This window comes from Pseudomonas sp. NFACC08-1 (assembly GCF_900106735.1).
GTDB classification, from domain to species: Bacteria; Pseudomonadota; Gammaproteobacteria; order Pseudomonadales; family Pseudomonadaceae; genus Aquipseudomonas; species Aquipseudomonas fluorescens_Q.
The window spans coordinates 65,373-92,055 of record NZ_FNNL01000011.1 but is presented as its reverse complement, the minus strand read 5'-3'; the positions used below and the strand labels follow the sequence as shown (position 1 = coordinate 92,055).

Below are 26,683 nucleotides of genomic sequence, written 5' to 3'. Positions count from 1 at the left end.
GTGTAGGACTTAATGAACCAGCATGCCGGTAAACCAGTAGGCCTGGGCCAACGTGATCAGGCCGACAATCGTTGCAAAGAATAGGCTGTGTTTGAGGGTGAAACGGAACAGATCCGATTCCTTGCCCACCAGCCCGGTCGCCGCGCAGGCCACCGCGATCGATTGTGGCGAAATCATCTTGCCGGTCACGCCGCCGCTGGTATTGGCCGCCACGAGCAAGGTGTCGTTGACGCCGAGCTGGTGCGCGGTGGTGGCTTGCAGCGAGCTGAACAACGCGTTGGACGACGTATCGGAACCGGTCAGGAACACGCCCAGCCAACCCAGGAACGGCGAGAAGAACGGGAACGCTGCGCCCGTGCCGGCCAGTACCAGGGCCATGGTCGACGACATGCCCGAGTAGTTGGTGACGAAGGCGAATGCCAGCACCATGCCGATGGACAGGATCGGCCAGCGCAGCTCGAAAAGTGTCTCTTTAAAAGTGGTAAGACCAGTTTTGATATTGATCTTCAGTACCAGCATCGAGATCAATGCGGAGAAGAAAATCGCCGTGCCGGTGGCGGAAATCGGATCAAGCTTGAACACGGCCGGAATGGCAGTGGGGTTGATCACGATGGGCGCGACCTTGATCACCATCTGGTCCAGGTGCGGGATGGCGAAGTTGAACACCCAGCCGTACATCGAACCGCCCGCAGCGAACATTGCCTTGAACGGCTTGAGGGTCCAGATCGTCACCAATACGGTCAGGATCAGGAACGGCGACCAGGCTTTGATGATTTCTCCCAGGCTGTAGGGCGAAGCCACCGTGCTGCGCGGTTGGCCGAAACCGCCGACGCTGGCGGTGACCGTTGCGCTGGAGGTGGCGCCGGCAATCTGGGCGCCGGCGGTGCGCTTGGGCTGCCAGACTTTCAGGAACAGCGTCAGGGAAATCAGGCTGGCCAGGGCGGAGGTGATGTCCGGCAGTTCCGGGCCGATGAAGTTGGAGGTGAAGTACTGGGTGATGGCGAAGCTCAAGCCGGCCACCAGCGCTGCTGGCCAGGTTTCCCGCACGCCGCGCAGACCGTCCATCATGAACACCAGCCAGAACGGCACGAACAGCGACAGCAGGGGCAGTTGGCGACCGGTCATGGCGCCGATCTTGAAGGCGTCGATCCCGGTAACCTGACCGGCCACGATGATCGGAATGCCCAACGCGCCGAACGCGACCGGGGCGGTGTTGGCGATCAGGCACAGGCCCGCGGCATACAGGGGGTTGAAGCCCAGGCCGACCAGCAGGGCGGCAGTGATCGCCACCGGGGCACCGAAACCGGCGGCCCCTTCCAGGAACGCGCCGAAGCAAAAGCCGATCAGCAGCACTTGCAGGCGTTGGTCATCGGTAATCGACAGCACTGAGCTGCGAATCACCTCGAACTGGCCGCTCTTGACCGTCAGTTTGTAGAGGAATACGGCGGCGACGATGATCCAGGCGATGGGCCACAGACCGTAGGCAAAGCCATAGCCGGCGGCTGCGAAGGCCATGTCGGCGGGCATATTGAACGCGAAAATCGCCACAGCGATCGCCAGGGCCAAGGTAATGCTGCCGGCCACATGTCCCTTGAGGCGAAACACCGCCAGGGCCAGGAAGAAAAATACGATGGGAATGACGGCCGCGAGTGCGGACAAGCCGAGGCTGCCGAGCGGGCTGTAGAGCTGTTGCCAGGTTTGCATCATGGGTGGGCCCCTAATTGTTGTTGGTCAGGCACTGCCAGCGGATTTGGTTAATTGGTAATACCAATTTACAATCGCTGTTGGCTAGGGTAAAAGCCTTGGTTGTCGTGTGTCAATTTGCCGCCCTGAAACTTTCGTCGAATAAGCGGTGCAGATGGCATCTGATCCGTTGGTAGAAGCGGCTTTTACGGGGTGTGGATAAAGCCCGGATGGGCCAGAATAGAGGGCCCGGCGAGCGGTCGGGATCGTGGAGAATTGAGTTATGGGGTTTGATCAGATTCGTCAGCGCCGTTTGTCTGACGATATTGTCGAGCGGCTTGAAGGCATGATCCTTGAGGGCACGCTCAAGTCCGGTGAGCGGCTGCCGGCCGAACGGACCCTGGCTGAGCAGTTCGGTGTGTCACGCCCTTCGTTGCGCGAGGCGATCCAGAAGCTGGCGGCCAAAGGCTTGTTGGTCAGTCGCCAGGGCGGCGGCAACTATGTGGTGGAGTCGCTGGGCTCGACGTTCAGTGATCCGCTGCTGCAGCTTTTGGAAAGCAATCCCGAAGCGCAGCGTGACTTGCTGGAGTTCCGTCACACCTTGGAAGCGTCCTGTGCTTATTACGCGGCGCAGCGGGCCACGGATGTGGACCGCGAGCGGCTGACGGCGGCATTCGACGAGCTGCTGGATTGTTACTCGCGCCACGACGAGGTCAGCCGGGCGGAGGAGGGCGCGGCGGATGCCCGGTTTCACTTGGCGATCGCCGAGGCCAGTCATAACGCCGTGTTGCTGCACACGATTCGCGGCTTGTTCGACTTGCTCAAGCGCAACGTGGTGACCAACATCGGCGGCATGTACAAGCAGCGCAGTGAAACCCGCGACATGCTGATCAGCCAGCACCGGGAGTTGTACCAGGCCATCATGGACGGGCACGCCGAACAGGCGCGGGAAGTGTCCAGCCGGCATATCTTGTATGTGCAGGAAGTCTTGGAAGAGGTGCGTCAGGAGGTGCAGCGGGTGGCGCGGGCGGAGCGGCGCAAGGGGATGTAGGTCGCGAGTTCGGTGGCGATTGGGCTTCTGTATTCGCGAGCAAGCCCGCTCCCACACGGGCTCACTGTTGTACACATATTCTGTGTTCGCAAAAGATCCTATGTGGGAGCGAGCTTGCTCGCGATAGCGGTCTCAAGGACGAAAGACTCAGTCTTCCTTGCCCTTGTTGCGCACCGCACGCTGCAGCTCGCGGCCGGCATCACGTTCACGCTCGGTATCGCGCTTGTCGTATTCCTTCTTGCCCTTGCCCAGGGCAATTTCGCACTTGATCAAGTGCTTGCTCCAGTACAACGACGTGCAGACGCAGGTGTAACCCTTCTGTTGCACCGAGGCGAAAAGTTTTTCCAGCTCGCGTTTGTTGAGCAGCAATTTGCGCGAGCGCACCGGGTCGGCAATCACGTGGGTGCTGGCGGTGGTCAGCGGCGTGATATGACTGCCCAGCAGCCAGGCTTCGCCGTCCTTGAGCAGCACATAGCTGTCGACCAGTTGCGCCTTGCCGGCACGCAAGCTCTTTACTTCCCAGCCGGCCAGGACCATGCCAGCCTCGAAACGTTGTTCGATGAAGTAATCGTGTCGCGCCTTTTTATTTTGCGCGATGGTCCCTGTGGGGTGTTTCTTCTGTTTAGCCATAGGGGCGGCATTATAGGCAGTTGCGCGCGTGTCGGCTACGGTGAAGCGGCGTGCTTGAGCACGTTGAGTGAATCCCGGACAATGCGGCCTCTTTTTTGAATGCTTGGGCGTGATCACGATGTCGACAGACAAGGTTTCTGTCCACGGCAGTTGGGCTAGCCGCTGGGTTTTTATATTCGCTGCAACCGGTTCCGCGGTGGGGTTGGGCAGTATCTGGAAATTCCCCTACATGGTCGGCGTCTACGGTGGCGGTGCCTTCGTACTGATGTTCCTGGCGTGCATTGCGCTGATCGGCGCGCCGGTAATGCTGGCCGAAACCCTGATCGGTCGTCGGGCCCGGCAAAGCCCGGCCAATGCCTTGAAGGTGCTGGCAGTGACGGCGGGGCACTCGCCCAAGTGGTCGTGGGGCGCCTTCGCCGGGATGATCACGGCGCTGTTGATCCTGTCTTTCTATAGCGTGGTCGGCGGTTGGTCGCTGGACTACATCATCGACATGGGGCGTGGGGATTTTCAGGGTGTGACGCCTGATCAGGTAGGTGCCTACTTCGGCGATGTAATTGCCGATCCCTGGAGGCTGACCCTCTGGCACACGATTTTCATGGTGCTCTCGGCGGTGGTAATTGCCCGGGGCGTGGTGGCCGGGCTTGAGCGCAGCCTGCGGATCATGATGCCGTTGCTGTTCGTGATGATCCTGGTGCTGCTGGGCTACAGCATGACCACCGGGCATTTCATGGAAGGCGTGCATTTCATGTTCGACTTCCAGCCGGAGAAAGTCCTGGACGGCCTGCTGCCGGCCATGGGGCATGCGTTTTTCTCCCTGAGCGTCGGGGTCGGTTCGATCATGATCTATGGCGCCTACATGCCCAAGAATGCCTCCCTGACCCGAACTGTGGTCGGCGTCGCACTGCTGGACACCTTCGTGTCGCTGCTGGCGGGCGTGGCATTGTTTCCGATTGTGTTCGCTGCCGGCCTGAATCCGAGCGAGGGGCCAGGGTTGATGTTCGTCAGCCTGCCCTTTGCCTTTGGCAGCATGGCGTTCGGCCAGGTGATGGGCGTGGTGTTTTTTCTCCTGGTGGCCATCGCGGCCTGGAGTTCGGCCATCTCCCTGCTGGAACCCATGGTGGCTTACCTGGTTGAACGGACCCGGCTCAGTCGTGCCTGGGTAACCTTCTGGCTGGCCTTCACCTGTTGGTTTGTCGGCCTGGGTACGGTGTTTTCCTTCAATATATGGAAACAGGCGAAGTTTTTCGTGAACGAAGACGGGCTGTTCCATCTCTACCAGTGGGGCGCCACCGGAGGGCTGGATTTCTTCGGCGTGATTGATTTCTTCACCTCACGGATCATGCTGCCATTGGGTGGTTTGTGTTTCGTAGTGTTTGCAGGATGGATCATGGGGCGTGAAGCAGTGCGTGATGAGCTGTCGCTGCGTAGCCCGGTATTGTTCGGCTTGAGCCTGTTCTTGATGCGCTATGTGGCGCCCATCGGCATTCTTGTAGTGTTTGCCGCCCAGCTGTGGAAGTGACGCTTACATGACGACACATATTCAACGCTCGGCCTTGCTGCCCTACCCGGCGCAGGCGCTGTATGACCTGGTCAACGATGTGGCGAGCTACCCGGAGTTCTTGCCGTGGTGCTCGTCGGCCGAGGTGCTGGAAAGCTCTGAAACCCATATGCGCGCCAGCCTCAACATTGCCAAGAGCGGCTTGAGCCAGCGCTTCGTCACGCGCAATACGCTGGTGCCGGGACAGTCCATCGAGATGAATCTGGAGGAAGGGCCTTTCAATCAGCTCCACGGTGTCTGGGTGTTCAAGCCGCTGGGTGAAAAGGCCTGCAAGATCAGCCTGGACCTGTCGTTCGACTACGCCGGTCCTCTGGTGCGGGCGACGCTGGGGCCGCTGTTCAATCAGGCCGCCAATACCCTGGTCGATGCGTTCTGCCAGCGGGCCAAGCAGAATGCAGAGCTCAAGCGTTGATTGAGATAGAAGTGGTGTATGCCTCGGCGGAGCGTCAGGTCTTGCGCACCTGCATGGTGCAGGAGGGCGCGAGTGTTCGCGCCGCACTGGCGGCATCCGGTATTGCCGATGTGTTTCCAGAGCTGGATCTGACGACTTGCCCGGTGGGGATTTTTGGCAAGCTGGTTGTCGATCCAGAGCATCAGGTGGTGCAGGCGGCCGATCGACTGGAGATTTATCGCCCGTTGTTGGCCGATCCGAAGGAAATTCGGCGCCTGCGCGCGGCCAAGGCTGCCCAGGCACGCCAATCGGAGCAATAACCTGGCTTGAATGACAGGCAATAAAAAACCCGGCATGCCGGGTTTTTTTATGCCGCCATTTATTGCGGCGATGTGTCCAGGGGCTCTGGCGTCGGGACTGGTACGGTCTCGACTTTGTCCACATCCTTCTGGATCTGGTCCAGCAACGAACCTGGCTTGGCCGGTTTTTCCGGTTTTGACTGTTCGGCTTTCTGGGTCGGGTCGGTAACGGTGTTGTCGCTGTCCTTGCCCAAGATGGCTTCGTCACGGCTCACGCCAGGCATGAAATCGCCTGACAGGCTGACGAGTTGGTCGTTGGGGCTGAAGATAACGCTGATGCGTTCCTGCTGGCGCTCACCGCCGCCTGGCTGCAAGCTGTACAAATAATCCCAGCGATCGGCATGGAACGTGTCGGTCAGCAGAGGGTTACCCATGATAAACCGTACTTGCCGGCGGGTCATTCCCGGGCGTAACTGGTCTATCATGTCCTGCGTGACGACATTGCCCTGCTGGATGTCGATTTTGTAAACCCCGGGGAATGAACAACCGGCGAGTGCGAGCAGTCCCACAAAGGTGAAACTGGTTAGCAAGAGCTTGGTGTTTTGCATCGGTGGGCGACTTCCACTATCTTGGCTGGGACAACGTAAACGCCGATCATACCCGCATTAAGAGAAGCTGCGAAGCAGCATCGCGAGAAAGCTGACCATGGTTGAAAATAGCGAACTACGCAAAGCCGGCCTCAAAGTGACCCTGCCACGGGTCAAGATTCTACAAATGCTCGATTCCGCCGAGCAACGCCACATGAGTGCTGAAGATGTCTATAAGGCGCTTATGGAGGCTGGTGAGGACGTCGGTCTGGCCACGGTTTACCGTGTTCTGACCCAGTTCGAGGCAGCTGGCTTGGTGGTGCGGCACAACTTCGACGGAGGCCATGCGGTCTTCGAGCTGGACGACGGCAAGCATCACGACCATATGGTCAACGTCGAGACCAGTGAAGTGATCGAATTCTTCGACGAAGAAATCGAGCGGCTGCAGAAAGCAATCGTCGACAAGTATGGCTTCGAGATGGTTGATCACAATCTTGTGCTGTACGTACGCAAGAAAAAGTAAGCATGTCGCGCGGACTATTACGGTTCGCGAAACGAACGAAGGCGACCCCGGGGTCGCCTTCGTGCTTTCTGCCGTTCTCAGATTTTCGCGGTAACGACCATTTTTTTCGCGTGGGCCAGGGATTCCTTGGTGAGGTCGATGCCCCCGAGCATTCGCGCCACTTCTTCTACGCGCTCGTTTTTGTTGAGCTTGGACACGGCGGTGCGAGTGGCATCCTCGCCGCGTACCTTATGCACAAATAGATGCTGGTGTCCCTGGGCGGCGACCTGGGGCAGGTGAGTCACCGTCAATACCTGGCCGCGTTCCCCCAGTCGGCGCAGCAACTGGCCGACAATTTCCGCGGTTGGGCCTCCGATGCCCACGTCCACTTCGTCGAATACCAGTGTCGGCACACGGGAGGTCTGCGCGGTGATGACCTGGATGGCCAGGCTGATTCGTGACAGTTCGCCGCCGGACGCGACTTTGGCCAGGGCCTTGAGCGGTTGCCCTGGGTTGGCGCTGACCAGCAGTTCCACTTGCTCCAGCCCGTTGGGCTGGAGCTCGTCGCCAGCGTTGGGGCGCAATTCGATGGTGAAGCGCCCGCCGGGCATGCCCAGGCGCTGGATTTCCTGCTCCACGGCGCTGGCCAGCCCTGTTGCGGCGTGCTGCCGCAGTTCACTGAGCTCCTTGGCCTTTTCCTGGTAATGACGGGCATAAGAAGCCAGTTCGTCCCCCAGGCGCTCGATGGATTCATCGTTGGCGTTCAGGGTTTCCAGTTCTTCCAGCAGCCGCTGCTGGAGTTCGGCAACGTCGGCCGGCTGGATGCGGTGCTTGCGCGCCAGTGTATAGATGGTGTCCAGGCGCTCTTCCAGGTACTGCAGGCGGGCCGGGTCGGCATCGAAATGATCGAGGAACCGATTCAGCTCCCCGACGGCTTCTTCGACCTGGATCTGCGCGCTCGTCAGCAGGTTCGTCGCTTCGTTCAGGGCGCCCACCGAATTGTTCACACTGGAGAGTCGGTTCAAGCTCGCTGTCAGCGCATTGAGCACATTGCCCGAATCGCTCTCGCTGCATTGTTCGACCACTTGCCGGCAAATGCCCAGCAGGGTTTCGGCGTTGGTCAGGTTCTTGTGTTCCTGCTCCAGCTCTGCCAGTTCATTTTCACCCAGGGCCAGGTTCTCCAGCTCTTCGAGCTGATAGCTCAACAACTGGTGACGGGCGCGCTGTTCGTCGCCGGAGTTGGAGAGTCGATCCAGTTCCTGCCGGGTTTGGCGCCAGCGTTGGGCCGCCAGTTGGACCTGTCGGGCCAGGTCGGTGGCGCCGGCGTATTCATCCAGCAAGCGGCGATGGGTGTCGGTCTTGAGCAGGGATTGGTGTTCATGCTGGCTGTGAATGTCGATCAGCAGCTCGCCGAGGGCCTTGAGGTCGCCCAAGGGGCAGGGCGTGCCATTGATGTAGCCGCGGGAGCGTCCTTCGGCGGTGATGACCCGGCGCAGGATGCACAGGCCGTCGGTGTCCAGGTCGCGTTCGGCCAGCCAGGCGCTGGCCTCGGGGATGTCGACCAGGTCGAACGTCGCCAGGATGTCGGCCTTGTCCGCTCCGGGGCGCACTACGCCACTGTCGGCGCGGTCGCCCAGCGTCAGGCCCAGGGCATCGAGCATGATCGACTTGCCTGCGCCGGTTTCACCGGTGATCACACTCATGCCTCGATCAAGTTCGAGGTCGAGGTGTTCGACGATGGCATAGTTGTGTACGGACAGGTGCACCAGCATAAGGCCGCTCCCAGGCTTTAGGTCTGGTTATTTATACAGTGTTTTGTTTTGGCCTGACAATGCCTTTGCTTAGCTCGATTTGCTTGGATAAATGATTTTCTTAGCGCGGCGGGGAATGGTTATGCAGCTGTTTTTTGTAAGGTTAATTCGTCAGATGGCCCTTGAAGCTGCAAAACCCGACCCCATATACCGGGGCAGAAGCGCGAGTTGAGCTCGCGGACGAAGTTGAGAGGAGAAATCTATGGCTGACGAACAGACGCAGGACACGCAAAATCTAGACGCCAATCAGGCTTCCCAGGATTCCGGTGAAGACCTGGCGGCACGTGTACAAGTGCTCGAGGAGCAACTGGCCGGTGCGCAGGATCAGGCGTTGCGTGTAGCAGCCGACCTGCAGAATGTCCGCCGTCGCGCCGAGCAAGATGTAGAGAAGGCTCATAAATTCGCCCTGGAGCGTTTCGCCGGCGACCTGCTGCCGATCATCGACAGCCTGGAGCGTGGCCTGGAACTGTCCAACCCGGATGACGAAAACATTCGTCCGATGCGTGAAGGCATCGAGCTGACCCTGAAGATGTTCCAGGACACCCTCAAGCGTTATCAGCTCGAAACCCTTGATCCCCATGGCGAACCCTTCAACGCCGAGCACCACCAGGCCATGGCGATGCAGGAAAGTGCCGACGTCGAGCCAAACAGTGTGCTGAAGGTTTTCCAGAAGGGCTATCTGCTCAATGGGCGCCTGCTGCGTCCGGCCATGGTCGTGGTCAGCAAGACGCCAGCTCCGGTTTCGCCTTCTATTGATGAGCAGGCTTGAAATCGGTCGTAGCGGCCCCATCTATATGTCAAGCGTTTAAGTGCTACCGCAGTTAGCCACCACTGCTGCGGCAACAAAATCCAAGTTCCGGGAGAGTTAACATGGGCAAGATTATCGGTATCGACCTGGGGACCACCAACTCGTGCGTCTCCGTGCTGGAAAACGGCAAGGCCAAAGTCATCGAAAACGCTGAAGGCGCGCGTACTACGCCGTCGATCATCGCTTACGCCAATGATGGCGAGATTCTGGTTGGCCAATCGGCCAAGCGTCAGGCAGTGACCAATCCGCATAACACCCTGTACGCGGTGAAGCGTCTGATCGGTCGCAAGTTCGACGAAGAAGTCGTCCAGAAAGACATCAAGATGGTGCCTTACAAAATCGCCAAGGCTGACAACGGCGATGCCTGGGTTGAAGTGAACGGCCAGAAAATGGCGCCGCCACAGATCTCGGCTGAAATCCTCAAGAAAATGAAGAAAACCGCCGAAGATTACCTCGGCGAAGCGGTGACTGAGGCGGTCATTACTGTGCCTGCCTATTTCAACGACAGCCAGCGCCAGGCGACCAAAGACGCCGGCCGCATCGCGGGCCTGGACGTAAAACGTATCATCAACGAACCGACTGCGGCCGCTCTGGCCTACGGTATGGACAAGGCCAAGGGCGATCACACCGTGATCGTTTACGACCTGGGTGGCGGTACCTTCGACGTTTCCGTGATCGAGATCGCTGAAGTCGACGGCGAGCACCAGTTCGAAGTATTGGCAACCAACGGTGACACATTCCTCGGTGGTGAAGACTTCGACATCCGCCTGATCGACTACCTCGTCGACGAGTTCAAGAAAGAAAGCGGCATGAACCTCAAGGGTGACCCGCTGGCCATGCAGCGCCTGAAAGAAGCCGCTGAAAAAGCCAAGATCGAACTGTCCTCGAGCCAGTCGACCGACGTGAACCTGCCGTACATCACCGCAGACGCCACCGGTCCTAAGCACCTGAACGTAAAAATCTCCCGCGCCAAGCTCGAAGCGCTGGTGGAAGACCTGGTTCAGCGCACCATCGAACCTTGCCGCATCGCTATGAAAGACGCCGGTATCGACGTTGGTTCGATCAACGACGTGATCCTGGTTGGCGGTCAGACCCGTATGCCACTGGTTCAGAAGTTGGTGACCGACTTCTTCGGTAAAGAAGCACGTAAAGACGTCAACCCTGACGAAGCTGTTGCCATGGGTGCTGCTATCCAGGGCGCGGTATTGGCTGGTGACGTGAAAGACGTTCTGCTGCTCGACGTCAGCCCGCTGACTCTGGGTATCGAAACCATGGGCGGCGTAATGACTGCGCTGATCGAGAAAAACACCACGATTCCTACCAAGAAATCCCAGGTGTTCTCGACTGCCGACGACAACCAGGGCGCAGTGACCATTCACGTGCTGCAAGGTGAGCGTAAGCAAGCCGCGCAGAACAAGTCCTTGGGCAAGTTCGACCTGGCCGAGATTCCACCAGCACCGCGTGGCGTGCCACAAATCGAAGTGACCTTCGACATCGACGCCAACGGCATCCTGCACGTCGGCGCGAAAGACAAGGCTACCGGCAAGACTCAGTCGATCGTGATCAAGGCCAACTCCGGTCTGTCCGAGGAAGAAATTCAGCAGATGGTTCGCGATGCTGAAGTCAACGCCGAGGAAGACCGCAAGTTCGAAGAACTGGCCAGCGCTCGTAACCAGGGCGATGCCTTGGTGCACTCGACTCGCAAAATGATCGCTGATGCTGGCGAAAAAGTGACCGCGGAAGAGAAAGCCGCCATCGAAGCGGCCGTGGTTGCCCTGGAAGCTGCCGTCAAAGGCGACGACAAGGCCGCCATCGAAGCGAAGATCGAAGAGCTGTCCAAGGTCTCTGCGCCAGTGGCTCAGAAAATGTACGCCGAACAGGCTCAGCCTGCAGAAGGCGCGGCTGCGCAGGGCGAATCGGCCGAGAAAGCCGACGACGTCGTTGACGCCGAGTTCGAAGAAGTGAAAGACCACAAGTAATCGCTTGTTGGTCGGCCGGTTGACTGCATTTGTGCGGTGGCTGGTAGGATGTCGCCGCGCGGGAGCTTGCTCCCGCGTTGGCGTGTCTGGAGCCAATGAATTTTTACAGCATGCGACAACGCTCGGATGCTGGCGGTGTGATCGGGAATGCTCCTGCTTTCCGAGCGGCGGACACCGCGTTTTGGCCGGGTCCCTGGCTGAAAAACTTAAGACCAGGATCGTTGAATCGACGTGAGTTGGGTCCGGGCCTGTATTGGGGCTCAACGAGTTTGGCAAGGTTCAGGAGAGGTTTGCCGGACGTCCTATAAGAGTGCAAAGACTAATGGCAAAGCGTGACTTTTACGAAGTATTGGGTGTCGAGCGGGGGGCCAGCGAGGCGGACCTGAAAAAGGCCTATCGTCGCCTGGCGATGAAGCACCACCCGGACCGTAATCCCGGCGACAAAGCGTCGGAAGAGATGTTCAAGGAGGCCAACGAGGCCTACGAAGTGCTGTCCGATTCGAGCAAGCGCGCGGCTTACGATCAGTACGGTCATGCCGGCGTCGACCCAAGCATGGGTGGCGGCGGTGCCGGTTTCGGCGGTCAGAACTTTTCCGATATTTTCGGTGATGTGTTCAGCGATTTCTTCGGTGGCGGTCGCGGCGGTGCCCGTGGCGGCGCTCAGCGTGGCAGCGATTTGCGCTACACGTTGGAGTTGAACCTGGAAGAAGCGGTGCGCGGTACTACCGTCAATATCCGTGTTCCAACGCTGGTCAATTGCAAGCCATGCGATGGCTCGGGCGCCAAGAAGGGCTCCTCGCCCGTTACGTGCCCGACCTGTGGTGGTATCGGCCAGGTTCGCATGCAGCAGGGCTTTTTCTCGGTGCAGCAGACCTGCCCGCGTTGCCATGGCCAAGGCAAGATCATTTCCGATCCGTGCGACTCCTGCCACGGTGAAGGGCGTGTCGAAGAGTACAAGACGCTGTCGGTCAAAGTGCCGGCCGGTGTCGACACCGGTGACCGCATTCGCCTGTCCGGCGAAGGCGAGGCAGGTGCCCAGGGCGGCCCGACTGGTGATCTGTATGTGGTCATCAATGTGCGCGAGCATGCGATTTTCCAGCGCGACGGCAAGCACCTGTTCTGCGAAGTGCCGATCAGCTTCGTCGATGCGGCCTTGGGTGGTGAGCTTGAGATCCCGACCCTCGACGGTCGCGTCAAGCTGAAAATCCCCGAGGGCACGCAGACCGGCAAGCAGTTCCGGATCCGCGGCAAAGGCGTCGCGCCAGTGCGTGGCGGTGGTGCGGGCGACCTGATGTGTCGCGTGGCGGTGGAGACTCCGGTCAACCTGGGGCGGCGTCAGCGTGAGCTGTTGGAAGAGTTCCGCAACTCGCTGGCGGATGACAACAGTCACTCCCCGAAAACCACCGGTTGGTTCGAAGGTGTAAAACGCTTCTTCGGCGACCTGTAAGGAGTTCGCATGCGACGTATAGCTGTGATGGGCGCTGCGGGGCGCATGGGCAAGGCGCTGGTCGAGGCGGTGCAGCAGCGCTCGCCGCTTTCCGGCCTGACGGCGGCCATCGTTCGGCCCGACAGCACGCTGGTAGGTGCCGATGCGGGCGAGTTGGCCTCACTGGGGCGTATCGGTGTGCCGATGTCCGGCGGCTTGGAGAAAGTGCTCGACGAGTTCGATGTACTGATTGATTTCACCTTGCCGGAAGTGATGCTGAAAAACCTCGCGATCTGCCGCAAGCACGGCAAGGCCATGGTGATCGGTACGACGGGGCTGGATGCTGCGCAAAAGCAATTGCTGGCCGAAGCGGGCAAGGACATTCCGATCGTGTTTGCCGCGAACTTCAGCGTGGGCGTGAACCTGTCGCTGAAGCTGCTGGACATGGCGGCCCGGGTCTTGGGTGACGACGCGGATATCGAAATCATCGAGGCGCATCACCGGCACAAGATCGACGCGCCTTCGGGAACGGCCTTGCGCATGGGGGAGGTGATTGCCGATGCGTTGGGTCGCGATCTGCAGGAAGTGGCAGTGTATGGGCGTCAGGGGCACACCGGTGCTCGTGAGCGCAGCACCATCGGTTTCGCCACTGTGCGCGGCGGTGATGTGGTGGGCGACCACACTGTGCTGTTCGCCACTGAAGGCGAGCGCCTGGAGATCACCCACAAGGCATCGAGCCGGATGACTTTCGCCAAGGGTGCCGTTCGCGCGGCGCTGTGGCTGGATGGCCGCGAGCCTGGTTTGTACGACATGCAGGACGTTCTCGACCTGCGTTGATGCCCCTAGGTGCGGGGTTCAGGTTATACTGAGCCCCGTTTTACACCGCTTCGCGACGGCCTGTCGCATTCCCCTGCCTTCAAGGCTCATTAGCGGTGGACCAAAAAAGCCTTTTTCTGTAAGCTACAGCTTTAGTGTGTCCACTAAAAGCGCGCAGAATAATTCAGTGAACAAGCGGGGTGACGTGTCCATACGTCACTCCGCTTTTTTACAACCTGCGATCGCCCTTTCAGGCTTTATTTACGGGAGGTCTTCTTGACTAAGCCAGCCATACTCGCCCTTGCTGATGGCAGCATTTTTCGCGGCGAAGCCATTGGAGCCGACGGTCAGACCGTTGGTGAGGTGGTGTTTAACACCGCAATGACCGGCTATCAGGAAATTCTTACCGATCCTTCCTACGCCCAACAAATCGTTACCCTGACTTACCCGCACATCGGCAACACCGGCACCACGCCGGAAGACGCCGAGTCTGACCGTGTCTGGTCCGCCGGCCTGGTCATCCGTGATCTGCCGCTGGTAGCGAGCAACTGGCGTAACACGATGTCCCTGTCCGATTACCTGAAAGCCAACAACGTCGTGGCGATCGCCGGTATCGACACCCGTCGCCTGACCCGCATCCTTCGGGAAAAAGGCGCGCAAAACGGCTGCATCATGGCCGGCGACAACATTTCCGAAGAAGCCGCCATCGCTGCTGCCCAGGGCTTCCCTGGCCTCAAGGGCATGGACCTGGCGAAAGTCGTCAGCACCAAGAAACAGTACGAATGGCGCTCCACGGTCTGGGACCTGAAGACCGACAGTCACGCGACGATCGAGGCTTCCGAGCTGCCTTACCACGTCGTGGCCTACGACTACGGCGTCAAGCTGAACATCCTGCGCATGCTGGTCGAGCGTGGTTGCCGCGTCACCGTGGTGCCGGCCCAGACCCCGGCCGCCGACGTCCTGGCCCTCAAGCCCGACGGTGTGTTCCTGTCCAACGGCCCGGGTGACCCGGAGCCTTGCGACTATGCGATCCAGGCGATCAAGGACGTGCTGGAAACCGAGATCCCGGTATTCGGTATCTGCCTCGGTCACCAGCTGCTGGCTCTGGCTTCAGGCGCCAAGACCTTGAAGATGGGCCACGGCCACCACGGTGCCAACCACCCCGTGCAGGACCTGGATACCGGCGTGGTGATGATCACCAGCCAGAACCACGGTTTCGCGGTGGACGAAGCCACTCTGCCGGCCAATGTGCGCGCGATTCACAAGTCGCTGTTCGACGGCACGCTGCAAGGTATCGAGCGTACCGACAAGAGCGCGTTCAGCTTCCAGGGCCACCCTGAAGCGAGCCCGGGCCCGAACGATGTGGCCCCGCTGTTCGATCGCTTCATCAGCGAGATGGCCAAGCGACGCTGACCGCGAGAAGCCCGAGGGCGGCCCCGAGCGCGGCGGCCCCTTCGGGCGCTTCAAAGATTGTTCGACGGCCTAGCCGACTGACCTGCGGATTTGAGTGACAAACCCATGCCAAAACGTACAGACATAAAAAGCATCCTGATTCTCGGCGCTGGCCCGATCGTGATCGGCCAGGCCTGCGAATTCGACTACTCCGGCGCCCAGGCCTGTAAAGCCCTGCGCGAAGAGGGTTACCGCGTCATCCTGGTGAACTCCAACCCGGCCACCATCATGACCGACCCGGCCATGGCCGACGCCACCTACATCGAACCGATCAAGTGGCAGACCGTTGCCAAGATCATCGAGAAGGAACGCCCGGACGCGCTGCTGCCGACCATGGGTGGCCAGACCGCGTTGAACTGCGCCCTGGACCTGGAGCGCGAAGGCGTCCTGGAGAAGTTCGGTGTGGAAATGATCGGCGCCAACGCCGACACCATCGACAAGGCCGAAGACCGTTCGCGCTTCGACAAGGCGATGAAATCCATCGGCCTGGACTGCCCACGCTCGGGCATCGCCCACAGCATGGAAGAGGCCAACGCCGTCCTGGAACGCCTTGGCTTCCCGTGCATCATCCGTCCGTCCTTCACCATGGGCGGCACTGGTGGCGGCATCGCCTACAACCGTGAAGAGTTCGAAGAAATCTGCGCTCGTGGTCTCGACTTGTCGCCGACCAAGGAACTGCTGATCGACGAATCCCTGATCGGTTGGAAAGAATATGAAATGGAAGTTGTCCGCGACAAAAAGGACAACTGCATCATCGTCTGCTCCATCGAAAACTTCGACCCGATGGGCGTGCACACTGGTGACTCGATCACCGTCGCGCCAGCCCAGACCCTGACCGACAAGGAATACCAGATCCTGCGTAACGCCTCCCTGGCGGTACTGCGCGAGATCGGCGTGGAAACCGGCGGCTCCAATGTCCAGTTCGGCATCTGCCCGAACACCGGTCGCATGGTGGTCATCGAGATGAACCCGCGGGTATCCCGTTCGTCGGCCCTGGCTTCCAAGGCCACCGGTTTCCCGATTGCCAAGGTCGCTGCCAAGCTGGCCGTGGGCTACACCCTGGACGAGCTGTCGAACGACATCACCGGCGGCAAGACCCCGGCATCCTTCGAACCGTCCATCGACTACGTCGTCACCAAGCTGCCACGCTTCGCCTTCGAGAAGTTCGCCAAGGCTGATGCCCGCCTGACGACTCAAATGAAGTCGGTCGGTGAAGTCATGGCCATTGGCCGGACTTTCCAGGAGTCCTTGCAGAAAGCCCTTCGCGGCCTGGAAGTGGGCGTCTGCGGTCTTGATCCGAAGCTGGACCTGGCCGACCCGGAAAGCATGAGCGTGCTCAAGCGCGAGCTGACCGTGCCGGGCGCCGAGCGTATCTGGTACGTGGCCGATGCCTTCCGTGCCGGCATGACCGTCGAGCAGATCTTTGGCATGAACATGATCGACCCTTGGTTCCTGGTACAGATCGAAGATCTGATCAAGGAAGAAGAGAAGGTCAAGACCCTGGGCATGTCCAGCATCGACCGCGACACCATGTTCCGCCTCAAGCGCAAAGGCTTCTCCGACATGCGCCTGGCCAAGCTGCTGGGTGTGACCGAGAAGAGCTTGCGCGCGCATCGCCACAAGCTGGAAGTGTTCCCGGTCTACAAGCGCGTCGACACCTGCGCGGCCGAGTTCGCCACTGACACCGCCTACCTGTACTCCACGTACGAAGAAGAGTGCGAAGCCGCGCCATCGACCCGCGACAAGATCATGATCCTGGGTGGCGGTCCTAACCGGATCGGCCAGGGCATCGAGTTCGACTACTGCTGCGTACACGCGGCATTGGCCCTGCGCGACGACGGTTACGAGACCATCATGGTCAACTGCAACCCGGAAACCGTGTCCACCGACTACGACACCTCCGATCGCCTGTACTTCGAGCCAGTGACCCTGGAAGACGTGCTGGAAATCGTCCGCGTCGAGAAGCCAAAAGGCGTGATCGTCCAGTACGGCGGCCAGACTCCGCTGAAACTGGCCCGTGCCCTTGAAGCCGCTGGCGTGCCGATCATCGGTACCAGCCCGGATGCGATCGACCGCGCCGAAGACCGTGAGCGCTTCCAGCAGATGGTCGAGCGCCTGAACCTGCGCCAGCCGCCAAACGCCACCGTGCGCAGCGAAGACGAAGCGATTCGTGCCGCGGCCAAGATCGGTTACCCGCTGGTGGTGCGTCCGTCCTATGTGCTGGGCGGTCGTGCGATGGAAATCGTCTATCAAGAAGACGAGCTCAAGCGCTACCTGCGTGAAGCGGTCCAGGTGTCCAACGACAGCCCGGTGCTGCTGGACCACTTCCTCAACTGCGCCATCGAAATGGACGTGGACGCGGTCAGCGACGGCAAAGACGTGGTAATTGGCGCGATCATGCAGCACATCGAGCAGGCCGGTGTTCACTCCGGTGATTCCGCTTGCTCGCTGCCGCCTTACTCGCTGCCGGCGCACATCCAGGACGAGATGCGCGAGCAGGTCAAGAAAATGGCCCTGGAGCTGGGCGTTGTCGGTCTGATGAACGTGCAGCTGGCCCTGCAGGGCGAAGACATCTACGTCATCGAAGTCAACCCGCGCGCTTCCCGGACCGTGCCATTTGTCTCCAAGTGCATCGGTGTTTCCCTGGCGATGATCGCTGCACGGGTCATGGCGGGCAAAACCCTGAAGGAACTGAATTTCACCAAGGAAATCATTCCGAACTTCTACAGCGTGAAAGAGGCGGTGTTCCCGTTCGCCAAGTTCCCTGGCGTCGACCCGATCCTCGGCCCTGAGATGAAGTCCACCGGTGAAGTGATGGGCGTGGGCGATACCTTCGGTGAAGCCTTTGCCAAGGCCCAGATGGGCGCGAGCGAAGTGTTGCCGACTGGCGGCACGGCGTTCATCAGCGTGCGTGATGACGACAAGCCACTGGTTGCAGGCGTAGCCCGTGATCTGATCAACTTGGGCTTCGAAGTGGTCGCCACTGCCGGTACTGCCAGGCTGATCGAAGCGGCAGGCCTGAAAGTGCGCCGCGTGAACAAGGTGACCGAGGGGCGTCCGCACGTGGTCGACATGATCAAGAATGACGAAGTCACGCTGATCATCAACACCACCGAAGGTCGCCAGTCGATCGCCGATTCCTACTCCATTCGTCGCAATGCGCTGCAGCACAAGATCTACTGCACCACGACCATTGCTGCGGGCGAAGCGATCTGCGAAGCGCTCAAGTTCGGTCCCGAGAAGACCGTGCGTCGCTTGCAGGATCTACATGCAGGATTGAAGGCATGAGCATGACCAAGTACCCGATGACAGTTCAGGGCGCGAAGGCCCTGGAAGAAGAACACGCTTTCCTGACCAAGGTCGAGCGCCCGCGCTTGAGCCAGGCTATTGGTGAAGCGCGTGAGCTGGGCGATCTCAAGGAAAACGCCGAATACCACGCTGCCCGAGAGGAGCAGGGGATGGTCGAGGCGCGTGTCCGTGACATCGAAGGTCGCATGCAGAATGCGGTGATCATCGATGTCACGACGATTCCGCACACTGGCAAGGTGATCTTTGGCACTACCGTGGAAATCGCCAACGTCGAGACCGATGAAAGCGTCACTTACCAGATCGTTGGTGAGGACGAGGCAGACATCAAGCTCGGCAAGATTTCCGTTGGTTCGCCCATCGCTCGCGCCTTGATTGCCAAGGAAGAGGGCGATGTGGTGGTGGTGAAGACGCCGGGTGGTGTCATCGAGTATGAGATTGTCGAAGTCCGTCACATCTGAACGAAGGCGCCCGCTGCGAGCGGGCGCCATGATCTGGCAGCTCACCCAGATGTTGTGGGTGGGCGGCGTCTGGTTGTTGCATGTCGGTTTGCTGCCGGTGCTGGGTCGAGTCGGCCTGGCACCGCTGCTCATCGATGAAATCGCAGGCATGCTGACGGCGCTGCTGGTGGGTTTCTCCGCGGCGTGCGTAATATTTCAGGCTTTGGTGCTGGTTCAGGCCGAGGGCCTTGCCAGTCTATGGCGCGACATTCGTGGGCAATTGTTGCTCATGTCGTTGTACGCGTGCGGGATGTTCTTCGCGGTGCGTCTCGGCTGGCCGGATGCGAGCCAGTGGCAGGCATTCAGTTACCTGGTGCTGGGTTTTTCCGGGTTGGTGCTGGTGTTGCAGCCGGTTCCCGGGTGGAGTGGCAGGGTGTGCGAGGCACACCCTTGACCCTTTGGCATCACTTGAAGCGGTGAACGTTCGACAGTTGCTTGTTGACGCTGAAATTCTTGCGATAAATCAGCGCCATCTTGCCGATGACCTGCACCAGGTCGGCCTTGCCGGTCTTGCACAGTTCGGCAACGGCAGCCAGGCGGGCTTCGCGGTCGAGGATGTTGAGCTTGATCTTGATCAGCTCGTGATCGCTCAAGGCGCGCTCCAGTTCGGCGAGTACACCTTCAGTCAAACCGTTGTCAGCCACAGTCAAAACCGGTTTCAGATGGTGGCCAATGGATTTGTATTGTTTCTTCTGCTCTTGAGTGAGCGGCATAATCTGACCCCTGCGTCTGATCTTGTAAAAAGCGGCGGCCAGTTTACCCGAGCAAGTCCGGGACCGCCCACTTAATCACGACCCGTTTTATTTTTAGAGGTGGCCCGTGGCCCGTTCCAAGACTAGCCAGAACTGGCTCAGAGAGCATTTCAACGATCCGTACGTCAAAATGGCGCAAAAAGACGGCTATCGCTCTCGCGCCAGCTATAAATTGCTGGAGATTCAGGAAAAGGATCGCCTGATCCGTCCAGGCATGACCGTGATCGATCTCGGCGCGGCACCGGGCGGTTGGTCCCAGGTGACCAGTCGTCTGATTGGCGGTCAGGGCCGCTTGATCGCTTCCGATATCCTGGAAATGGACAGCATCCCTGATGTGACCTTTATCCAGGGCGATTTCACGGAAGACGCCGTGTTGGCGAAAATCCTGGAAGCCGTCGGAAATACGCAGGTTGACCTTGTGATTTCCGATATGGCCCCCAATATGAGTGGATTGGCGGCTGTCGACATGCCTCGTGCAATGTTCCTCAGCGAGCTGGCCCTGGATCTTGCCGGGCGGGTTTTGCGTCCAGGTGGTGATTTTTTGATCAAGGTCTTCCAGGGTGAAGGCTTCGACGAATACCACAAGGGCATCCGCAAATTGTTCGACAAGGTGCAGATGCGCAAGCCATTGTCATCCCGTGACCGTTCTCGCGAACAGTATCTGCTGGCGCGGGGCTTTCGTGGTGTTGAAGGTGCGGCCAGTGATGAGCGTCTTTGATAGAAGGCGATAGTTTTTTTTGTCTCGCGTTGAAAAAGCCGTGTAACGAAAATTACCCGGCCAAAGTTTCACAAAGGGTTACAGACGGCGCCTGCCAGAGTCGTAGGTAATGTAGTAAGTTAGGCCGGTGAATATCATGCGAAGCGCGCGCCAGTAGCGGAGCTTGCTTCAGAGGGTAGTTAATTGAACGATATGGCAAAGAATCTGATCCTGTGGTTGATCATCGCCGCTGTCCTGGTGACCGTGATGAACAACTTCTCCAGCCCTAACGAGCCGCAGACCCTCAACTATTCCGACTTCATCCAGCAGGTCAAGGATGGCAAGGTCGAGCGCGTAGCCGTTGATGGCTATGTGATTACCGGTAAGCGCACCGATGGCGACAGCTTCAAGACCATTCGTCCGGCAATCCAGGACAATGGCTTGATCGGCGACCTGGTGGACAACCATGTCGTGGTCGAAGGCAAGCAGCCTGAGCAGCAAAGCATCTGGACCCAGCTCCTGGTCGCCAGCTTCCCGATCCTGGTGATCATCGCCGTGTTCATGTTCTTCATGCGCCAGATGCAGGGCGGCGGAGGAGGCAAGGGCGGGCCGATGAGCTTTGGCAAGAGCAAGGCCCGGCTGCTTTCCGAAGACCAGGTGAAAACCACCCTGGCCGACGTCGCGGGTTGCGATGAAGCCAAGGAAGAAGTCGGCGAGCTGGTCGAGTTCCTGCGTGATCCGGGCAAGTTCCAACGCCTGGGCGGTCGTATCCCGCGCGGCGTACTGATGGTGGGCCCACCGGGTACGGGTAAAACCTTGCTGGCCAAGGCGATCGCCGGTGAAGCCAAGGTGCCGTTCTTCACGATTTCCGGTTCCGACTTCGTCGAAATGTTCGTCGGCGTGGGCGCCAGTCGTGTTCGCGACATGTTCGAACAGGCCAAGAAACACGCGCCGTGCATCATCTTCATCGACGAGATCGACGCCGTGGGTCGCCATCGTGGCGCCGGCATGGGTGGCGGTCACGATGAGCGTGAACAGACCCTCAACCAGTTGCTGGTCGAGATGGACGGTTTCGAAATGAACGACGGCATCATCGTGATTGCCGCCACCAACCGTCCTGACGTGCTCGACCCTGCGCTGTTGCGTCCAGGTCGCTTCGACCGCCAGGTCGTGGTGGGGCTGCCGGACATTCGTGGTCGCGAGCAGATCCTCAAGGTCCATATGCGCAAGGTGCCAATGGGTGACGACGTCGCTCCTGCAGTCATCGCGCGTGGTACGCCGGGCTTTTCCGGTGCCGACCTGGCGAACCTGGTCAACGAAGCGTCGCTGTTCGCCGCTCGTACCGGCAAGCGCGTCGTGGAAATGAAGGAATTCGAACTGGCCAAGGACAAGATCATGATGGGCGCTGAGCGCAAATCCATGGTCATGTCGGAGAAAGAAAAGCAGAACACCGCGTATCACGAGGCGGGTCACGCGATCGTCGGTCGTGTCGTGCCCGAGCACGATCCGGTCTACAAGGTCTCGATCATCCCGCGCGGTCGCGCCCTGGGCGTGACCATGTTCCTGCCGGAAGAGGATCGCTACAGCCTGTCCAAGCGTGCATTGATCAGTCAGATCTGTTCGTTGTACGGCGGTCGTATCGCCGAAGAGATGACGTTGGGCTTCGATGGCGTGACCACCGGGGCATCCAACGACATCATGCGCGCGAGTCAGATCGCTCGGAACATGGTTACCAAGTGGGGCCTGTCCGAGAAACTGGGGCCGCTGATGTATGCCGAAGAAGAAGGGGAAGTGTTCCTCGGTCGTGGTGGCAGTGGCCAGCATGCTAGCTTCTCTGGCGAAACGGCCAAGCTGATCGATTCCGAAGTGCGCAGCATCATCGACCAGTGCTACGGCACAGCCCGGCAGATTCTCACGGACAACCGTGACAAGCTCGATGCCATGGCCGATGCGCTGATGAAGTACGAAACCATCGATGCCGAGCAGATCGACGACATCATGGCGGGTCGCGTACCTCGCGAGCCTCGTGACTGGTCGGGTGGTACTGGCACCTCCGGTACACCTCCGGCAGTACAGGGTGAGCGTCCGGAAACACCGATTGGCGGTCCGGCCGCTGATGTCTAAGGCTTGAAATGACTTCTGTTCAGTCCTCGACCCGGTTGCCTTGCGGCAACCGGGTTCTTGATTTGGCCCATGCGCATGTCATGGGTATTCTCAATGTCACGCCTGATTCCTTTTCCGATGGTGGTCGATTCAGCCAGCTCGATGCTGCGCTGCGACATGCCGAGGCCATGGTGGCTGAGGGCGCAACGCTGATCGATGTGGGTGGTGAATCGACCCGGCCGGGCGCACGTGCGGTCTCGCCTACTGAAGAGCTGGAGCGAGTGGCGCCGATTGTCGAGCGCATCCATCGCGAACTTGATGTCATTATCTCGGTCGATACGTCCACGCCTGCGGTCATGCGTGAGACTGCGCGGCTGGGGGCGGGCCTGATCAATGATGTTCGGTCCTTGCGGCGCGATGGTGCCCTGGACGCGGCGGCGGCCACCGGATTGCCGGTGTGCCTGATGCATATGCTTGGCGAGCCGGGGACCATGCAGAATGACCCGCACTATGATGATGTGACCAGGGAGGTAGGTGAGTTCCTGGTGGAGCGTCTGGATCGGTGCGCCGCCGCGGGCATTCCCGCCGAGCGGATCATTCTTGACCCCGGGTTCGGCTTTGCCAAGACCCTGGCTCACAACCTGAGCTTGTTCAAGCATATGGAAGCCTTGCATTCCCTGGGGCGGCCCCTGTTGGTTGGGGTCTCGCGAAAGAGCATGATAGGCAATGCCTTGGGCCGCCCGGTGGGTGAGCGCCTATATGGCGGTCTCGCCCTTGCGGCCTTGGCCCTTGCCAAAGGTGCACGCATATTGCGCGTGCATGATGTAGCCGAAACGATGGATGTCGTGCGGATGATCGCAGCTGTGGATTCAGCCGAATAAGAATGACGGAGCACTTATGAGCAAGAAATACTTTGGCACCGACGGTATTCGTGGTCGGGTCGGCGAATACCCTATTACCCCTGATTTCATGCTCAAGCTCGGCTGGGCGGCCGGCATGGCATTTCGCAAAATGGGCGCGTGCAAGGTGCTGGTCGGCAAGGACACGCGAATTTCCGGCTACATGTTCGAATCGGCACTCGAGGCCGGCCTGACATCGGCGGGCGCCGATGTGATGCTGCTTGGCCCGATGCCGACGCCAGCCATTGCCTACCTGACGCGTACGTTCCAGGCCCAGGCAGGCATCGTGATCAGCGCCTCGCACAACCCTCATGATGACAACGGCATCAAGTTCTTCTCCGGCCAGGGTACCAAGCTGCCGGATGATATCGAGCTGATGATCGAAGAGCTGCTGGACACGCCGATGACTGTGGTTGAGTCGAGCAAAATCGGCAAAGTGTCGCGGATCAACGATGCGTCGGGTCGCTACATCGAGTTCTGCAAAGGCAGTGTGCCGACCGGTACCAGTTTTTCCGGCCTGAAAATCGTCGTCGATTGCGCCCATGGGGCAACCTATAAAGTTGCGCCGAGCGTCTTTCGCGAGTTGGGCGCCGAGGTGGTGGTGCTTTCCGCCCAGCCTAATGGCCTGAACATCAATCATAACTGTGGCTCCACCCATACCGAGGCGTTGCAGGCTGCGGTACTGGCTGAGCAGGCCGATCTCGGGATCGCCTTCGATGGCGACGGCGATCGGGTCCTGATGGTCGATCACACCGGCACGGTTGTCGATGGTGACGAGCTGCTGTTCATCATCGCCCGTGACCTGCATGGACGCGGCAAGCTGCAGGGCGGCGTGGTTGGTACGTTGATGAGCAACCTCGGGCTTGAACTGGCCCTGGCGGACCTGGATATCCCGTTCGTGCGGGCTAACGTGGGTGACCGCTACGTGATCTCGGAGCTGCTGGAGCGTAACTGGGTGATCGGGGGTGAGAACTCCGGCCACATCGTATGCTTCGACCATACCACCACGGGTGATGCGATCATTGCAGCCTTGCAGGTGCTGATGGCGCTCAAGGCGCGTAACGAAGGGCTCGCACAGTCGCGCCAGGCATTGCGCAAATGCCCGCAAGTGTTGATCAACGTGCGTTTCGGTGGCGGTGTGAATCCTCTCGAGCATGCGAAGGTCAAGCAGGCCAGTGAGCATGTGACGCAGGCGATGGCGGGGCGTGGGCGCGTGTTGTTGCGCAAGTCCGGCACAGAGCCTTTGGTGCGCGTCATGGTCGAAGGAGAGGATGAAGCGCAAGTTCGCGGTTATGCCGAAGAGCTGGCAAAACTGGTTACTGAAGTTTCTGCCTGAATTCGGCTTGCCAGTCATGAATCGGTTGGGTAACATCTGCGCCCACTTTGACCGACGAGGTACAGCATGCGTCGCCCTATGGTAGCTGGTAACTGGAAGATGCACGGTACCCGCGCCAGCGTCGCTGAGCTGATCAAGGGCCTTCGTCATCTGGCCTTGCCTAGCGGTGTTGATGTCGCGGTGTTCCCGCCTTGCTTGTATATCAATCAAGTGGTTGATGGCTTGAAAGGTAAGTCGATTTCGGTCGGCGCGCAGAACTCTGCGGTGGAATCCATGCAGGGTGCGTTGACCGGTGAGATTGCGCCGAGTCAGTTGGTGGATGCGGGTTGTTCCCTGGTCCTGATTGGACATTCCGAGCGTCGCCAGATCATGGGCGAGCAGGATAAGGCCCTGATTCGCAAATTTTCTGCGGCCCAGGCCTGTGGTCTGATCCCGGTGCTGTGTGTAGGGGAAACCCGGGAGCAGCGCGAGGCCGGAAAGACTCTTGAAGTTGTCGGGCGTCAGCTGGGTGGCATCATCGAAGAGCTGGGTGTCGATGCTTTTGCAAAGGCAGTCATTGCCTACGAGCCGGTCTGGGCCATTGGTACCGGGCTGACGGCTTCGCCGCAACAGGCGCAGGATGTGCACGCCGCCATCCGCGCGCAGTTGGCGGCAGAGAATTCTGAAGTGGCACGAGGTGTGCGGCTTCTATACGGCGGCAGCGTGAAGGCGGCCAATGCGGCCGAACTGTTCGGCATGCCGGATATCGATGGGGGGCTCATTGGTGGAGCGTCCCTGAATGCAGATGAGTTCGGTGCGATCTGTCGCGCCGCGGGAAACTGAAAAAATGCTGGAAACAGTCGTAGTCGTTTTTCATCTGCTGGGTGCACTGGGTGTAGTTGCCCTCGTATTGCTGCAGCAGGGTAAAGGTGCGGATGCTGGTGCGTCTTTCGGTGCAGGTGCTTCAAATACTGTGTTCGGAAGCCAAGGTTCCTCTACCTTTCTTAGTAAGTTTACTGCTATACTTGCCGCCGGTTTCTTCATGACCAGCTTAGGGTTAGGTTACTTTGCTAAAGAGAAAGCTCATGAGCTGACTCAAGTAGGTTTGCCAAACCCAGCGGTACTGGAAGCGCCTAAGCAACAACCGGCTTCTGATGATGTCCCGGTGCTTCAAGAGCAAAAGTCGGCCAACCCGGCGACTGACGTACCTCCAGCTCAAGAGCAGAAGTAAGAAGGTTTCAAACGCTGTATTGCCGAGGTGGTGGAATTGGTAGACACGCAACCTTGAGGTGGTTGTGCCCATAGGGTGTAGGGGTTCGAGTCCCCTTCTCGGTACCAATTATCAGGAGAGCCCGCGATTGCGGGCTTTCTTGTAGGTGGAAGGGTTACATTGACCCTGTAAGGGATCGGTCGTATACTTCCGCCCCAGCTTTGTCGCGGGATGGAGCAGTCTGGTAGCTCGTCGGGCTCATAACCCGAAGGTCGTCGGTTCAAATCCGGCTCCCGCAACCAGTTTCAGGGGCCCCTTCCAAGGGGCTTTTTGTTAGCTGGACACTTTATAACGCCGCTGTTCGACGGCGTTTCAGGGATGGGCGATTCGCCCATTTTTTTTTATTTGCACAGCATGCACAAACATGCACGAGGGGGTTCAGGTGTCGAGCAAGCTAGAACAGTTGCAGGCCTTGTTGGCCCCGGTGGTCGTGGCCCTTGGCTATGAATGCTGGGGTATTGAGTTCTCGGCTCAAGGTCGCCACTCACTGTTGCGCGTTTATATCGATAAGGAAGGCGGCGTGTTGGTGGATGATTGCGCCATCGTCAGCCGTCAGATCAGCGGTGTACTGGATGTTGAAGATCCAATCACCTCCGAATACACCCTTGAAGTTTCCTCGCCTGGCATGGAGCGCCCCCTGTTCACACTTGAACAGTTCGCTTCGTTTGCCGGTGAACAAGTGAAGATCAAGCTGCGCTCGCCTTTCGAAGGTCGACGCAACTTCCAAGGCCTTCTGCGCGGTGTAGAAGAGCAGGATGTCGTGGTGCAGGTAGATGACCATGAGTTCCTGTTGCCGATCGATATGATCGACAAGGCCAACATTATTCCCAGTTTTGACTGATACG

Annotated in this window: 25 protein-coding genes and 2 tRNA genes; 22 read left to right on the top strand and 5 right to left on the bottom strand. The window is 59.3% G+C overall.

The window, feature by feature from the left end:
* Positions 1-9: 9 nt before the first annotated feature.
* Positions 10-1,704: a lactate permease LctP family transporter gene (locus tag BLU76_RS21550; RefSeq protein WP_092146261.1), complete on the bottom strand. Its 1,695-nt coding sequence runs from the start codon at positions 1,702-1,704 to the stop codon at positions 10-12.
* A 262-nt stretch (positions 1,705-1,966) separates the two neighbouring features.
* Between BLU76_RS21550 and BLU76_RS21545 the strand changes: the two genes are divergently transcribed.
* A complete protein-coding gene (locus tag BLU76_RS21545; protein WP_092146124.1) occupies positions 1,967-2,734 on the top strand; it encodes an FCD domain-containing protein in 768 nt (255 codons plus the stop codon).
* Between the two features lie 147 nt (positions 2,735-2,881).
* Here BLU76_RS21545 and smpB read toward each other — a convergent pair whose 3' ends face one another.
* Positions 2,882-3,364, bottom strand: a complete 483-nt coding sequence (gene smpB / locus BLU76_RS21540; RefSeq protein ID WP_042730880.1) for an SsrA-binding protein SmpB — start codon at positions 3,362-3,364, stop codon at positions 2,882-2,884.
* Between the two features lie 118 nt (positions 3,365-3,482).
* Here smpB and BLU76_RS21535 point away from each other — a divergent pair, with 118 nt between their 5' ends.
* Genes BLU76_RS21535 through BLU76_RS21525 form a run of 3 tightly spaced genes read left to right on the top strand, consistent with a single transcriptional unit; the run spans position 3,483 to position 5,636 of the window.
* The gene (locus BLU76_RS21535; RefSeq protein WP_092224445.1) at positions 3,483-4,886 is read left to right on the top strand and encodes a sodium-dependent transporter; all 1,404 of its coding nucleotides are present in this window, start codon (positions 3,483-3,485) and stop codon (positions 4,884-4,886) included.
* Positions 4,887-4,893: 7 nt separating this feature from the next.
* Entirely contained in the window at positions 4,894-5,337 is a 444-nt protein-coding gene (locus BLU76_RS21530) for a type II toxin-antitoxin system RatA family toxin (protein WP_024617726.1), read from the top strand.
* Positions 5,334-5,636: an RnfH family protein gene (locus BLU76_RS21525; protein WP_092224295.1), complete on the top strand. Its 303-nt coding sequence runs from the start codon at positions 5,334-5,336 to the stop codon at positions 5,634-5,636. The genes BLU76_RS21530 and BLU76_RS21525 overlap by 4 nt, the downstream gene beginning before the upstream one ends.
* Before the next feature lie 59 nt (positions 5,637-5,695).
* On the opposite strand, the gene BLU76_RS21520 is transcribed toward BLU76_RS21525, so the two are convergent.
* Entirely contained in the window at positions 5,696-6,223 is a 528-nt protein-coding gene (locus BLU76_RS21520) for an outer membrane protein assembly factor BamE (protein ID WP_092224293.1), read from the bottom strand.
* 97 nt (positions 6,224-6,320) lie between these two features.
* On the opposite strand from BLU76_RS21520, the gene fur reads away from it, so the two are divergent.
* Positions 6,321-6,725: a ferric iron uptake transcriptional regulator gene (fur, locus tag BLU76_RS21515; protein ID WP_003197684.1), complete on the top strand. Its 405-nt coding sequence runs from the start codon at positions 6,321-6,323 to the stop codon at positions 6,723-6,725.
* A gap of 77 nt (positions 6,726-6,802) precedes the next feature.
* Here the strand turns inward: fur and recN are convergent, their stop codons facing one another.
* The gene (recN, locus tag BLU76_RS21510; RefSeq protein ID WP_063322990.1) at positions 6,803-8,476 is read right to left on the bottom strand and encodes a DNA repair protein RecN; all 1,674 of its coding nucleotides are present in this window, start codon (positions 8,474-8,476) and stop codon (positions 6,803-6,805) included.
* A gap of 241 nt (positions 8,477-8,717) precedes the next feature.
* Between recN and grpE the strand changes: the two genes are divergently transcribed.
* From grpE to BLU76_RS21470, 8 genes are all read left to right on the top strand, one after another.
* Positions 8,718-9,284: a nucleotide exchange factor GrpE gene (gene grpE, locus BLU76_RS21505; RefSeq protein WP_013692249.1), complete on the top strand. Its 567-nt coding sequence runs from the start codon at positions 8,718-8,720 to the stop codon at positions 9,282-9,284.
* Between the two features lie 101 nt (positions 9,285-9,385).
* Positions 9,386-11,302 carry a molecular chaperone DnaK gene (gene dnaK / locus BLU76_RS21500; RefSeq protein ID WP_003197691.1) on the top strand — a complete coding sequence of 639 codons (1,917 nt, stop codon included), beginning with the start codon at positions 9,386-9,388 and terminating at the stop codon, positions 11,300-11,302.
* A 322-nt stretch (positions 11,303-11,624) separates the two neighbouring features.
* Positions 11,625-12,749, top strand: a complete 1,125-nt coding sequence (dnaJ, locus tag BLU76_RS21495) for a molecular chaperone DnaJ (protein ID WP_003197693.1) — start codon at positions 11,625-11,627, stop codon at positions 12,747-12,749.
* 9 nt (positions 12,750-12,758) lie between these two features.
* On the top strand, positions 12,759-13,565 hold the full coding sequence (dapB, locus tag BLU76_RS21490; RefSeq protein WP_092146118.1) for a 4-hydroxy-tetrahydrodipicolinate reductase: 807 nt from the start codon (positions 12,759-12,761) through the stop codon (positions 13,563-13,565).
* A 255-nt stretch (positions 13,566-13,820) separates the two neighbouring features.
* Entirely contained in the window at positions 13,821-14,957 is a 1,137-nt protein-coding gene (gene carA / locus BLU76_RS21485) for a glutamine-hydrolyzing carbamoyl-phosphate synthase small subunit (protein ID WP_063322989.1), read from the top strand.
* A 105-nt stretch (positions 14,958-15,062) separates the two neighbouring features.
* The gene (gene carB / locus BLU76_RS21480) at positions 15,063-18,284 is read left to right on the top strand and encodes a carbamoyl-phosphate synthase large subunit (protein ID WP_063322988.1); all 3,222 of its coding nucleotides are present in this window, start codon (positions 15,063-15,065) and stop codon (positions 18,282-18,284) included.
* Positions 18,285-18,286: 2 nt separating this feature from the next.
* Entirely contained in the window at positions 18,287-18,763 is a 477-nt protein-coding gene (gene greA, locus BLU76_RS21475; RefSeq protein WP_027911987.1) for a transcription elongation factor GreA, read from the top strand.
* A gap of 28 nt (positions 18,764-18,791) precedes the next feature.
* Positions 18,792-19,196 (top strand): hypothetical protein, encoded by a 405-nt coding sequence (locus tag BLU76_RS21470; protein ID WP_063322987.1) that lies wholly within the window; start codon positions 18,792-18,794, stop codon positions 19,194-19,196.
* 10 nt (positions 19,197-19,206) lie between these two features.
* Here BLU76_RS21470 and BLU76_RS21465 read toward each other — a convergent pair whose 3' ends face one another.
* Complete coding sequence (locus BLU76_RS21465) at positions 19,207-19,515, bottom strand: YhbY family RNA-binding protein (protein ID WP_003197704.1); 309 nt, start codon at positions 19,513-19,515, stop codon at positions 19,207-19,209.
* Positions 19,516-19,621: 106 nt separating this feature from the next.
* Here BLU76_RS21465 and rlmE point away from each other — a divergent pair, with 106 nt between their 5' ends.
* The 9 genes from rlmE (at position 19,622) to rimP (ending at position 26,679) form a co-directional block, all read left to right on the top strand.
* Complete coding sequence (gene rlmE, locus BLU76_RS21460; RefSeq protein WP_060739222.1) at positions 19,622-20,272, top strand: 23S rRNA (uridine(2552)-2'-O)-methyltransferase RlmE; 651 nt, start codon at positions 19,622-19,624, stop codon at positions 20,270-20,272.
* A gap of 192 nt (positions 20,273-20,464) precedes the next feature.
* Positions 20,465-22,375, top strand: coding sequence for an ATP-dependent zinc metalloprotease FtsH (ftsH, locus tag BLU76_RS21455; RefSeq protein WP_072341069.1), 1,911 nt, complete (start codon positions 20,465-20,467; stop codon positions 22,373-22,375).
* A gap of 8 nt (positions 22,376-22,383) precedes the next feature.
* Positions 22,384-23,235: a dihydropteroate synthase gene (gene folP / locus BLU76_RS21450; protein ID WP_063322984.1), complete on the top strand. Its 852-nt coding sequence runs from the start codon at positions 22,384-22,386 to the stop codon at positions 23,233-23,235.
* 16 nt (positions 23,236-23,251) lie between these two features.
* On the top strand, positions 23,252-24,589 hold the full coding sequence (gene glmM / locus BLU76_RS21445) for a phosphoglucosamine mutase (protein WP_063322983.1): 1,338 nt from the start codon (positions 23,252-23,254) through the stop codon (positions 24,587-24,589).
* Between the two features lie 66 nt (positions 24,590-24,655).
* Positions 24,656-25,411: a triose-phosphate isomerase gene (gene tpiA, locus BLU76_RS21440; RefSeq protein ID WP_063322982.1), complete on the top strand. Its 756-nt coding sequence runs from the start codon at positions 24,656-24,658 to the stop codon at positions 25,409-25,411.
* A 4-nt stretch (positions 25,412-25,415) separates the two neighbouring features.
* Positions 25,416-25,799 (top strand): preprotein translocase subunit SecG, encoded by a 384-nt coding sequence (gene secG, locus BLU76_RS21435; protein WP_003197714.1) that lies wholly within the window; start codon positions 25,416-25,418, stop codon positions 25,797-25,799.
* 21 nt (positions 25,800-25,820) lie between these two features.
* Positions 25,821-25,906 (top strand) — tRNA-Leu (locus tag BLU76_RS21430).
* 97 nt (positions 25,907-26,003) lie between these two features.
* Positions 26,004-26,080 (top strand) — tRNA-Met (locus tag BLU76_RS21425).
* Positions 26,081-26,220: 140 nt separating this feature from the next.
* The gene (gene rimP / locus BLU76_RS21420; protein ID WP_013692254.1) at positions 26,221-26,679 is read left to right on the top strand and encodes a ribosome maturation factor RimP; all 459 of its coding nucleotides are present in this window, start codon (positions 26,221-26,223) and stop codon (positions 26,677-26,679) included.
* The last annotated feature ends 4 nt before the right edge of the window (positions 26,680-26,683 follow it).

What these genes read in the sequence shown, in the direction of transcription:
- BLU76_RS21465 (WP_003197704.1), bottom strand. Translation starts at nt 19,515, where the DNA reads ATGCCGCTCACTCAAGAGCAGAAGAAACAATACAAATCCATTGGCCAC.
- recN (WP_063322990.1), bottom strand. Translation starts at nt 8,476, where the DNA reads ATGCTGGTGCACCTGTCCGTACACAACTATGCCATCGTCGAACACCTC.
- grpE (WP_013692249.1), top strand. Translation starts at nt 8,718, where the DNA reads ATGGCTGACGAACAGACGCAGGACACGCAAAATCTAGACGCCAATCAG.
- secG (WP_003197714.1), top strand. Translation starts at nt 25,416, where the DNA reads ATGCTGGAAACAGTCGTAGTCGTTTTTCATCTGCTGGGTGCACTGGGT.
- BLU76_RS21545 (WP_092146124.1), top strand. Translation starts at nt 1,967, where the DNA reads ATGGGGTTTGATCAGATTCGTCAGCGCCGTTTGTCTGACGATATTGTC.
- dapB (WP_092146118.1), top strand. Translation starts at nt 12,759, where the DNA reads ATGCGACGTATAGCTGTGATGGGCGCTGCGGGGCGCATGGGCAAGGCG.
- carB (WP_063322988.1), top strand. Translation starts at nt 15,063, where the DNA reads ATGCCAAAACGTACAGACATAAAAAGCATCCTGATTCTCGGCGCTGGC.
- dnaK (WP_003197691.1), top strand. Translation starts at nt 9,386, where the DNA reads ATGGGCAAGATTATCGGTATCGACCTGGGGACCACCAACTCGTGCGTC.
- ftsH (WP_072341069.1), top strand. Translation starts at nt 20,465, where the DNA reads ATGGCAAAGAATCTGATCCTGTGGTTGATCATCGCCGCTGTCCTGGTG.
- glmM (WP_063322983.1), top strand. Translation starts at nt 23,252, where the DNA reads ATGAGCAAGAAATACTTTGGCACCGACGGTATTCGTGGTCGGGTCGGC.
- dnaJ (WP_003197693.1), top strand. Translation starts at nt 11,625, where the DNA reads ATGGCAAAGCGTGACTTTTACGAAGTATTGGGTGTCGAGCGGGGGGCC.
- BLU76_RS21520 (WP_092224293.1), bottom strand. Translation starts at nt 6,223, where the DNA reads ATGCAAAACACCAAGCTCTTGCTAACCAGTTTCACCTTTGTGGGACTG.
- BLU76_RS21535 (WP_092224445.1), top strand. Translation starts at nt 3,483, where the DNA reads ATGTCGACAGACAAGGTTTCTGTCCACGGCAGTTGGGCTAGCCGCTGG.
- tpiA (WP_063322982.1), top strand. Translation starts at nt 24,656, where the DNA reads ATGCGTCGCCCTATGGTAGCTGGTAACTGGAAGATGCACGGTACCCGC.
- BLU76_RS21470 (WP_063322987.1), top strand. Translation starts at nt 18,792, where the DNA reads ATGATCTGGCAGCTCACCCAGATGTTGTGGGTGGGCGGCGTCTGGTTG.
- fur (WP_003197684.1), top strand. Translation starts at nt 6,321, where the DNA reads ATGGTTGAAAATAGCGAACTACGCAAAGCCGGCCTCAAAGTGACCCTG.
- greA (WP_027911987.1), top strand. Translation starts at nt 18,287, where the DNA reads ATGACCAAGTACCCGATGACAGTTCAGGGCGCGAAGGCCCTGGAAGAA.
- BLU76_RS21530 (WP_024617726.1), top strand. Translation starts at nt 4,894, where the DNA reads ATGACGACACATATTCAACGCTCGGCCTTGCTGCCCTACCCGGCGCAG.
- folP (WP_063322984.1), top strand. Translation starts at nt 22,384, where the DNA reads ATGACTTCTGTTCAGTCCTCGACCCGGTTGCCTTGCGGCAACCGGGTT.
- smpB (WP_042730880.1), bottom strand. Translation starts at nt 3,364, where the DNA reads ATGGCTAAACAGAAGAAACACCCCACAGGGACCATCGCGCAAAATAAA.
- BLU76_RS21550 (WP_092146261.1), bottom strand. Translation starts at nt 1,704, where the DNA reads ATGCAAACCTGGCAACAGCTCTACAGCCCGCTCGGCAGCCTCGGCTTG.